Here is a 10,680-nt window from a genome sequence, read left to right as displayed (position 1 = left end):
TGCCCATGTCGGCCGGGTTTTCGGTGAACTCGTAAAGCCCCTGGTTGCCGGCCGGATAGTTGCCACTTTCCAGCGGCAGCCCCGGACCGGGACCGGCGATGTTGTAGAGACCGTTGTTCTTGTACTCGATGGTCTCGATGACCGATCCGTTGTGCTGCACGGACTGGGCGAAGTTGAACGCACCGTGGCAATGGAAACATTCCAGTCGCTCGGAAAAGAACAGCTCGCGACCGCGTTGCGCCGAGGCGGACAACGGCTCGGGGTCGACGCTGCGCTCGGAACGGTCAAAGGCCGAATCGCCGGAGATGAGCGTCGCCGCGAAGCTCGCCAGGGCCTTGGCCACGTTGTCGACCGTGAACGGATCCTGCGCGTCGCCATAAGCCGCGGCGAACAGGGACGGGTAGTCCGCATCCAGACGCAGCCGGTCGAGAATCTCGTCCTCGTGATTGGCCCAGCCCAGCTCGATGACATCCTCGTTGAACAGCACCGCCACGGCCTGCTGCCGCAGGTCGGTAAGCGTCGGGTTCGCCCAGTTCTGCCTGGCGTTGTAGACCACGTTGGTCAGGCTCATGGCATTGCGGTTGTGCACATCGCCCGTCGGTCCGACGGACGTGACGCGGCGATCGGTGAACGCATGGCGCTGCTCGTGACAACTGGCGCAGGAGCCGACCTGGTTGACCGAGATGCGCTGGTCGTAGAACAACCGGTGCCCCAACGCGACCTTCTCGACGGTCATCGGGTTGTCCGCCGGAATCCTCGGTTGCGGAAAATGCGCCGGCAGATCGAACACGAACGCCGCGGCGGCGGGAGCATCATCGCCCCCGCCACCACAGCCACCGAACAGCACACCCAGCGCCAGCAGCGCCGCTTTGCCCGGACGCCGCATCACTGGAACAGGCTGGGGGTGCCGGCCGGCACCGTCGAACCGTTCAACGAATAGCTCAGGCCGTACTTGGGCATGATCGTTTCGCATTCCGGATCGTCGATGAAGCTCATGCAGCCCGCGGCCGTGCCTTCGGTGTTGGTCCGGATGTCGACTTCATCGAGCACCCGCGCCGGATCAACCGACACCGTCGGCGTGTACTGCGCACTGGCACCCAGCGCAAAGCAGTACGTCGGCGTGTTCGGGGCGCCGCAAGGCTCGCTCGGCGGCTCGGTGGCCGAGGCGCTGTCACAGCCGGTGCTGCCCAGATGCAGGTTGAAGCGATTGTTCACGCCGCTCGGGTCGCCGAAGCCGTCGAAACGGACGAACTTGCGACCGCCCTTCCAGTTCCAGTTCATCGCCGGCAGATTCAGCGGGCTGGGCGTGTCGCCGGCGGTGGGGTCACTGTGGTTCAAGTCGAACGGCACGCCGAGGGTGAAGCACAGCTCGGTGTAGTCGTCTTCCGGCACCGTGCCGGTGACGGTGAAGTTGCTCGCCGGTTCGGCATCCCCAGTGTCGCAGCCCGACACGAAGCCCAGCAGCGAAACGTTGTGCGTCTCGCCCTGGTACTGAAGGCCATCGCCGCGGTCATCCAGCAGGATCGGTGTCGCGTCGCCGCTCGCGGTCCGCAGGTGGAAATCGCTGGCGTACCAGCGGTACTCGACCAGTTGGTAATCCACGACCGGATCGCCGACGCTGGCCAGGTACTGACCATTGCAGGCCGGCGCCTGACCGGCGACCGTCGGCTCGAACGTGACCGTCACGGCCTTGGTGGACATGCCATCACCGTCATCGTCGCTGCAAGCGACCAGCACGAGCGCGGCCATGGCCGCCGCGAAGCATTTCGTAGTCCGCATATCCCTAATTCCCTTGGGTTGGTCCCGTGATGACGGGACGCAATCAGAAGTCGTAGGCGAGCCCGACACGGATCGATGGGTCCTGTGTCTGCTCGCCGTAAAGCGCATCGATGACCGGCCACTGCCCGAGGGCGCGAATGACCAGCTCCTCCGTCGCCCGCAGGGCAATGCCCGCGCTAGCGAGGACGAGCGTGCCGCCGGAATCCGGATCGGACTCCCCATCGAAGCGATTGCGCTGGGCATGGCGGCCGTCCAGGCTGCCGACCAGCGCGAATTTCGGAGTGAGGGCGTACTGACTCAACAGGCTTCCGACCACGGCGTGGCCGGGTTCGAACCCCTGCTCGCCGTCACCGAACAGATAGGCCTGCAACGAGGCCGTCGCGAACCACGGGAACCGGTGCCAGGCGTACCAGCCACCGAACCGCCCGGCCGGCGCACCGGCATCGGGCTGCACATCGATGTCCAGCGGAGCGCCGGAACCATCCCGTACCGTCTCCGCCGTCGGCAGGCGCAGGCCCAGGCTGACACCCGCCAGCCGGCGACCCGACATCGGCCCCTGCTTCCACAACCGGTAGCGGGCCGACAGATCGACATCGCCAAGACCGCTGGCGCTTTGCCGGTCCAGATTGCTCTGCGTCAGCGTCTTGTCGACGAAGGGCAGCTGCACCGCGGCGGTCAGACGCTCACCGAAGCTGTAGGCCGCACCCAGGGTGTAGCGTGTCTCCTCGGTTTCGGAGCGGTTCGCCCCCGCACCCTGGGTTTCGGTACGCCACAAGGCGTCCACACCCAGCCGAAGTCGACCGGAGAAGCCCTTTTCCTGACCCATCAGGGTGATGGTGGGGTCCCCGCATTTGCAGGTGGAACAAGCCAGCACGGCTTGTGGCGCCGCCACGGCGGCAAGCAGGCCGACAGACACGGCCAGCCGGACAATGGACATCATGGAATTCCTGCGTTGAGGCCGCGGACGCGACCAACGTGTTCGCTATCGAATCAGAACGCGCAGGAGAGAGCGGGCGGAGCCCTGGACTGGTAGGGCCGCAACATGGCCACCGACAGACGCCGGAGTCGCGGGAACGATATTGCGGTGGCCGAGCGTCGCTGCAGTGCGAACACGCACACAGCGCCGGCCATGAGTGCGGAGGCCACCGCCGCGACGGTCAGACACAGCGGGCAACCTTCGGCCAGCCGCTGGCCGTGATCCTGGGCACCGGAATCCAGCTGGGGCGAAACCTCTCGCAGCTTGGCGAGAAACTCCGGGGAACCGGTGCCGCAGAAGGCATACAGACGCGCATCACCATTGTCCCGCGCCCAACTGCTGGCATGCAGCATCGGCAGGAAGAGCTGCGACAGAATGGCCAGCACGGCGAGCGTGGCGGCCAAACGGCGGTGACGCATCATCATCTCTTCAGTCTAGCATTCGGGCGCACGATGGGATTGACCTGGGAGGCGCGATTTTTCCCGTCACGACGCCGGTTCAGCTATCCACGAAGGCGCGCTCGAACACGTAGTCGCCCGGCACGCCCTGACGCGGCGAACCCTCGAAACCAGTGGCGTCCAGCCGCTGGCGGACATCCTTCAGCATCGCCATGCTGCCGCAGATCATCACGCGGTCGCTTTGCGCGTTGAGTTGCGGCAAGCCCAGATCACGGGCGAGCTGACCGTTGTCGATGGCGGTGGTCAGGCGGCCGGCATGCTCGAACGGTTCGCGGGAAACTATCGGGTAGTACAGCAGGTGTCCGCGGACCATCTCGCCCATCAGTTCGTCTTCGGGCAACGCCCGCTCAAGCAGGTCGCGGTAGGCCAGATCCTGCACACGGCGCACGCCGTGGACGACGATGATGCGCTCGAAGCGGTCGTAGACCTCCGGATCACGGATCAGGCTCAGAAACGGCGCGAGCCCGGTGCCGGTCGCGAGCATGTACAGGTTCTCGCCGTCACGCAGATCGTCCAGCACGAGGGTGCCGACCGGCTTTCTGGACACCAGCACCGAATCGCCGGGCTGGATGGCCTGAAGCCGCGACGTCAGCGGCCCGTCCGGCACCTTGATGCTGAAGAACTCCAGATGGTCGTCATAGTTCGGGCTGGCGATGCTGTAGGCGCGCATCAGCGGCCTGCCCTCGACCATCAGGCCGATCATGATGAACTGGCCGCTGCGAAAACGCAGACCGGAACGTCGCGTCGTGCGGAAGCTGAACAGGCGGTCGGTCCAGTGGTGGACCTCCAGCACCGTCTCCTCCGTGGGACCCGTCTCGGACCGGGGTGGACGCGCCTTCACGCGTTCTGGGCTGACTTGCTCGACGGATTCGACGACCGCTGCTGATGACGTCACCGTTGTGCTCCTGAAACATCACGACCGGAACCCAACTTTCGCGCGAGTCAAACGGCCGCCCGTTGATTCACATCAAGCAAACGGCGTGTTCAGCAACACAAGCGTCCACGCCAGGATCAGCCTGTGTGGCCACCCGGCTCCGGTGAACCCGCCAGCTCCGGCGTATCCACCCACACCAGGCTCACCAGCACCGGCACGAGGAACAGCGCGATGAAGGTGGTGATGAGCACCGCCCAGGCCAGCGACGTGGCCATCGGAATCAGCACCTGCGCCTGGGTGGAGCGTTCCATCAGCAGGGTCGACAGACCGACAAAGGTCGTCAGCGTCGTCAGCACGATCGGGCGGAAGCGCAGCACGCCGGCGGTGCGAATCGCCTCGTCACGGCTCATGCCCTCTCGCCGGGCGCGATTGATGTAGTCGATCAGCACCACCGAATCGTTCACGCAGACACCCAGCGCCGCGACGATACCGGCGAAGGACAGCATGCTCAGCGTCAGCCCGAACACGAAGTGGGCGAAGATCGCGCCGACGACGGCGAACGGCAGCACGCCGAACACGACCAGGGTCTGCACGTAGGAGCGGAACAGGATGGAGATCGCGCAGAACACGAGCAGGATGGCGGCGCCGCCGTACATCACCAATCCGCGGATCACGTCACCCTGCTCCTGCTGGGCGCCGATGAAACCCCAGTGCAGTCCCGGGTACTCCCGCAACAGTTCCGGCAGGTAGTTCAGCTTCAGGTCGTCGAGGATCCGGTAGGTGTTGCCCTCGTCGCGATTGACGTTGGCGGTGACGATGTTGGTCCGCCGCTGATTGACCCGCGTGACACTGGTGCTGGTCTTCTCCGACTTGAGGATCGCGGCGTTCGCCAGCGGGATCGCGACCCCGTCGCGGGTGCGGACCTGCATGGCTTCCAGCGCGCTCTCCGAACGGCGACTCTCCGCGTCGTAGCGAATGACGACCGGCACTTCCTCGCGTCCACGCTGGATGGTCTGCACGGTCTCACCGAGAAAGCCCTGACGCACCTGGCGAGCAAGATCCAGGCTGGTCAGCCCCAAGGCCTGCGCCTCGTTACGCAGCGAGAACTGGATCTCGTCACGGGGCGGCCGCTCCGAATCACTGACCTCGTGCACGCCAGGGTAGCGAGCCAGACGCTCCTTGAGCGCGGCCGCCGCCGCCGCGAGGATCTCATCGTCCCGCGAGGACAGTGCGATCTCGATATCCGCACCCGGCTGGTTCAGCGAATAGTCGAAGTTGATCGACGTGACATAGGGCACGCCCTCGACCGCCTCGCGCCAGTGCTCGATCAGCGTCGGGGTGTCGACCTTGCGATGTTCGGAGGGCGCGAGTTCCACGAACAGCTGCGCCGCGTTGGTGCCCTCGCGGACGCGGATGCCCAGACCATCGGAGGCCTCGCCGATGGAGCGCATCAGATGACGAATCGTCGGTTCGCTGTCGAGGCCCGCGCCATTGTCCACGCGGTCCGCTACCGACCGCAGCCGGGATTCCACCTCGCGCACCGCGGCCTCGGTCTCGGTAACCGGAACGCCACCCTGGAGCGTGATGTCGACGATCACGGAATCCGCGGCAACCAGCGGGAAGAACACGATCTTCACCTTGCCGCCAATCAGCAACCCCAGCGTCAGCACCATGATGCCGACGAAGCCGGCGAGCGTGGCCCAGCGCCAGGTCAGCGCCTTGAGCAGCGCCGGCTGATACACCTCGCTGGCAAATCGGGAGAGGCTGTCGGCCACCATCTGCTGAACGCGCTTGAGCCACGCCAGTCCACGCGCGTCACGCCGCTCGGGCTTCAGCCCGGACAAGTGCTCCGGCAGGCACAGCATCGACTCGAACAGCGAGACCACGTACGCGATCACGACAATCATCGGCACGAACGCCCAGATCTGCGCCTGCACGCCCGGCAGGAACATCAGCGGCGCGAAGGTCAGGATATTGGTCAGTACCGCGACGATGATCGGCCAGAACACGCGCCGGGTCCCGACGATCGCGGCCTCCGGCCCGGGCAGCCCGCGTTGATGCTCGACGAAGATCGCCTCGCCAACGACGATGCCGTCATCCACCAGCGTGCCCAGCACGAGCAGGAAGCCGAACAGCGTGACCATGTTCAGGGACACGCCCAGCATGTACATGCCCAGCAGCGTGCCCATGAACGTGAGCACGATGCCGCCGGTGACCCAGAAACCGACCCGCGGCCGCATGAACAGCATCAGCGCCAGGAAGACCAGGCACATGCCCTGGAGGCCGTTGCGCACCAGCGTGTCCACCCGGCTGCGGTAGAGATTGGAGAAATCGCGCCACAGCGCCACCTGGATGCCTTCCGGCAGCTGTGGCCGCAGTTCGGCGGCGTACTCCTTCACCGCGTCGGTGACTTCGACGATGTCCTGATCGCCGACCCGGAAGACCTGGACGGTGACCGCCGGCTGCCCGTCGAAACGGACCGAGCGATCCGTGTCGGCGAACCCGTCGGTCACCTTGGCGACATCGCCGACCACGACCCGGCTGCCGTCGGGCCCGGCCACCAGTTCGATGCCGGACAGCTCCTCGGCGGTTCGCGCCTTGGAGTTGGTTCGCAGCAGCACGCCGCCGGTTGATGTGTGCAGCTCGCCGGCGGGAACGTCCAGCGACGAACGGCGAATCATCTCGGCGACCAGATCAAAGCTGATGCCGTACTCGGTCATCGCCGCTTCCGACAACTCGATCGCGATCTCGTCGGCCCGCACGTTGGCGAGCTTGGCGCGGGTCACCGGCGACAGCGACAGGACCTCGTCACGGACACGGGTGCCCAGGGTCTTCAGCGTGCGCTCATCCACCGCGCCATAGACGGTCAGATAAATCGCGGGCATCTCCAGCAACAGCTCGGTGACATGCGGCGACTCCGCCCCCTCCGGCAGATCGACCACGCCCTTGACCCGGCTGTCGATCGCCTCCATCACCGGTCGCACATCCATCTTCGGATCGATTTCGGCGACGACGATCCCCACGCCCTCCAGGCCCAGCGAGACCGTGCGATCGACACCGTTGACCTCGGTGATCGCGTTTTCCAGGGGAATGAGCAGACCTGACTGGATCTCGTCGGGACCGGCGCCCGGATACGCCACCGTGACCTGCACGCGCTGCAGCTTGATGGCGGGGATGACCTCGCGTTGCAGGTTGGGCGCCGCCCACAGGCCACCCACCAGCAGCAGCAGGGTCAGCAGTTGCGCCGGGACCCTGTGCCGGACAAACCAGGCGATCACGGCGTGGTGGCCGTTCGCGTCGTCACGATCATGCCTTCCACCGGATATTCCGGAGGCCGCACGATGACCTGTTCACCGTTCTCCAATCCCCCGCCCACGACAACCCGCTCATCATCCCGGAATACGACGTCGACATCACGAACACGCAGCCGTGAGTCCCCGTCCACGAGATAAAGCCGATTGTCCGGCAGCAACGCGGCACGCGGCAGCGAGAAGACGTCGTCGAACCCCGCGCCCTCGATCCTCGCGTTGACGAACTGGCCAGGCGCCAGATCGTCGAGCGCCTGATCCGGATTCACCTCGGCGATGGCATAGGCCAGCCGCGTGCGCAGATCGAACGTCGATTCCACGCGGGTGATCCCGGCGGACCAGGTCCGTGCGCGACCATTGCTGTTGGCGGTGAGCTTGACTGGCAGGGGCTCCTCCAGCGGCCCGCCCAGACCCTCGATACCGAGCAACTGGCGCTGCTTGTCGGTCAGCGGCAGGCGCACTTCCAGCTCGTCGGCGGGGAATACCTTGGCGATGGGGCGCCCCGGGGACACGAACTGCCCGAGCCCGATCGCCACGCCCTGCACGCGCCCCCGATACGGCGGCGCCTGGACTTCCGAGCGTGCCACCGTCAGCTCGGCCCGGCGCACATCGGCCTGCGCGGTGGCCAGCGCGGCGCGTGCCTCGTTGAGCTGGGGTTCGCGGCGCGCAAGCGGCGGGGGCTCGCCCTGCCCGTAGCGATTCCATTCCCGGACCGACTGCTCGGCCTCGACCTCGACCTGAGCGAGGGCCCGCTCGGCCTGCGCGACCCGGGCACGCGCCTGATCAAGCAACAACTGGTAATCCCGCGCGTCGACGCGCAGCAGCGGCTGCGAAGGCTGCAATACGCCGCCGGGCACGAAGTTGTCCGCCATCCAGATCACACGACCGGAAACCTCCGGGGCGATCTCGGTGTCGCCGGTGGCGCGCACGGTGGCCTGGACCTCCACCGGAATCACCAGGGATTCCGACTCGGCGATCACGACCGACACCAGCGGCGGAGGCGCCAGCGCCTCCTCGGGTTCGGCCGGCTTGCGGCTCTTGATCAGGATCACGGCGGCGACAACGCACACCGCGAGAATCAGCACCGCGACCAGTGCCTGGCGCTTCCAGGATGGCGTGGAATCAGCGGCATCCGCGCCGGACGACGTGGTTGCTTCCGTGTTCATAGCGGTCCCCAATTCAGTGCCGCGGACGAAGACAGCACGCAGGCGTCGACGCCCCCGATATCCGACCGTTCACCACAGGCGTCGACACCGGTGTACGCGACAGGTGTACCCGGCGACTCCGCGGGCTCAACCGGATCATCGGCCTCGACCGCTTCAACCGACTCGGCGGTCTCCCCGACGTCATCCGCATCATTCGATGCGGCCTCCCCGGGGGCCTCGGCCGCGTCGCCCGGCTTGAGCGTTTGCGCCGGCTCGGAAACCTCGACGGGTTCGGTCGGCTCTTCCTGCGATTCATCGGCCTCGACCAGATCTGCGGATTCAGCCGCCGAGTCCACCACCTCGACCGCGTCTCCGTCAGCCACGGTCTCGGCCGGTTCCAGATCTGCATCCGCCTGCCCGTCCTGTTGGACCGGCGTTTCCAGCGCAACGGGCTCCGGCGCAAGCACGTCCTCCGAGTTCTCGGGTTCGGTGATTTCGCTCGAATCCATGGGCGCCTCCAACGCAGCCTCCTCCGTCGGATCGACGGACGCCACGGGTTCGGTGATTTCGCTCGAATCCATGGGCGCCTCCGACACGGCCTCCTCCGTCGAGTCGACGGACGCCACGGGCTCGGACACTTCAACCGGTTCGGCGGGTTCGGCCGAATCGAATGCGCCCTCGTCCTCAAGAATGGGCGCGGCCCCCAGCGCCACATAAAGCGCCAGCCGGTTCTTCAGCCGCGCCATGTCGATATCCATCAGCTCGCGCCGCGCCTGCAAGGTGTTCGCGCGGGCGGTCAGCAGCGTGCGCGCATCCACCGAGCCCCGCTGGAAACGTTCCTCGATGTCACGTTGTCCGTCCTCGATAAGCTGCAACGTCTCGCGCAGCCGCAGGCTCTGCTCGCCCAGTGCCTGATCGGCCGACAGCGCATCCTCCACCTCGCGAAACGCCGTCAGCACCTTGCCCTGGTAGGAATGGATGGCCTCGATCAGAAAGGCGCGCTGCGCGGCGATGCCGGCGCGGATCTTCCCCCCGGCCAGCAAGGGCTGAAACACGCCTCCACCCAGCGACCAGATGAAGGAATCGTCGTCGAACAACAGGTCACGATACTTGGCCTGCGACGCACCGGATGCAGAGATCGAGAAACGCGGCAGCAGGTTCTTCTTGGCCGAGCGAAGCTTGTCGTCGGCCGCTCTCAGACGCAGTTCGGCGGCGCGGACATCCGGACGCTGCTCCAGCAGCTCAGAGGGGACACCCGTCTCCGGCAGTGACGGCAGCGATGGCAGCACCTCACCCGCCTCGATGGCTCCCGACGGGTACCGGCCGAGCAGCACTTCGAGCTCGCGGGCCGCCTTGTCGACCTCCATCTCCGCCGCCTGCAGGGCGGCCGCTTCCCGCGCCTCGATCACCCTTGCCTGCTGCAACTCCGCGGCGGTGGTCAGGCCGGCGTCGTAGCGCTCCTTGATCATCACCGCCTGATCGCCACGCAGCTCGGCCATGCTTTGCAGCAGCTCGGCCCGTGCCCTCGATTCCGCCAGCTCGTACCAGCGCAACACGGCCTGGGCAGCCAGCGAGTGCTTGGCGGCCACGAGGTCCAGCGACGCGGCGCGGATTTCGCCTTCCACCGCGTTGCCGGCGTCGAGCACGCGGCTCCAGACATCCAGCTCCCAGCTGATACCCAGCCCCAGCTTGAGCCGGGACACATGCACCCGCTCGGGGATCACGTTGGAATCGCCCAGGAAGTCGTTAATGACCTTCTGGCGACCCGCCGTGGCTTGCAGATCAACGGTGGGGCGGGCACCCGCGACCTCGATCTCCGCCAGCGCGGCGTTGCCGTCGCGCTTCGCGATCGCGCCAAGCAGGTTGTTGTTCTGCGTCCAGGCTTCGACCACGATCGACGTCAACTGCGGGTCATCGAAATCGGCCAGCCAGCCAGCCTCGCTGACCAGGCTGCCACTCGGCTCGGTCGTCCACTGCTCGGGAATCTCGGGCAGCAGCTCGGTGCTCTCCTCGGGCAGCTCGTGCTGGAAGATGGCGCACCCGGAGGCCAGCGTCGCAGCCATCACGACTGCGAACCACGAGGATGGCCGCTGACCATGAGCCAGCGACCTCCTCGGATCAGGCGGACCGTTCATTCGCA

Annotated in this window: 8 protein-coding genes; all 8 read right to left on the bottom strand. The window is 66.4% G+C overall.

Annotation, left to right across the window (positions count from 1 at the left end):
- Window positions 1–886: cytochrome c peroxidase (locus ABNS06_RS08500; protein WP_348673880.1), on the bottom strand; the 886-nt coding region annotated here is incomplete at its 3' end.
- Entirely contained in the window at window positions 886–1,779 is an 894-nt protein-coding gene (locus ABNS06_RS08495) for an MbnP family copper-binding protein (RefSeq protein ID WP_348673878.1), read from the bottom strand. The genes ABNS06_RS08495 and ABNS06_RS08500, both read right to left, overlap by 1 nt.
- Window positions 1,780–1,822: 43 nt before the next feature.
- Window positions 1,823–2,719: a hypothetical protein gene (locus ABNS06_RS08490; protein WP_348673876.1), complete on the bottom strand. Its 897-nt coding sequence runs from the start codon at window positions 2,717–2,719 to the stop codon at window positions 1,823–1,825.
- A gap of 50 nt (window positions 2,720–2,769) precedes the next feature.
- Window positions 2,770–3,174, bottom strand: a complete 405-nt coding sequence (locus ABNS06_RS08485; RefSeq protein WP_348673875.1) for a DUF2946 family protein — start codon at window positions 3,172–3,174, stop codon at window positions 2,770–2,772.
- A 79-nt stretch (window positions 3,175–3,253) separates the two neighbouring features.
- The gene (locus ABNS06_RS08480) at window positions 3,254–4,054 is read right to left on the bottom strand and encodes a ferredoxin--NADP reductase (RefSeq protein ID WP_348673881.1); all 801 of its coding nucleotides are present in this window, start codon (window positions 4,052–4,054) and stop codon (window positions 3,254–3,256) included.
- Window positions 4,055–4,224: 170 nt separating this feature from the next.
- Window positions 4,225–7,365, bottom strand: a complete 3,141-nt coding sequence (locus tag ABNS06_RS08475) for an efflux RND transporter permease subunit (RefSeq protein WP_348673874.1) — start codon at window positions 7,363–7,365, stop codon at window positions 4,225–4,227.
- Window positions 7,362–8,561, bottom strand: a complete 1,200-nt coding sequence (locus ABNS06_RS08470) for an efflux RND transporter periplasmic adaptor subunit (RefSeq protein ID WP_348673873.1) — start codon at window positions 8,559–8,561, stop codon at window positions 7,362–7,364. Before ABNS06_RS08470 ends, ABNS06_RS08475 begins: the two co-directional genes overlap by 4 nt.
- Window positions 8,558–10,603: an efflux transporter outer membrane subunit gene (locus ABNS06_RS08465; protein WP_348673872.1), complete on the bottom strand. Its 2,046-nt coding sequence runs from the start codon at window positions 10,601–10,603 to the stop codon at window positions 8,558–8,560. The genes ABNS06_RS08470 and ABNS06_RS08465 overlap by 4 nt, the downstream gene beginning before the upstream one ends.
- Window positions 10,604–10,680 lie beyond the last annotated feature (77 nt).

Origin of the sequence: uncultured Abyssibacter sp. (assembly GCF_964000955.1) — a bacterium.
Taxonomy (GTDB): Bacteria; Pseudomonadota; Gammaproteobacteria; order Nevskiales; family OUC007; genus Abyssibacter.
The sequence above is the reverse complement of the archived record's forward strand: the minus strand, read 5'-3'. Positions and strand labels throughout refer to the sequence as shown.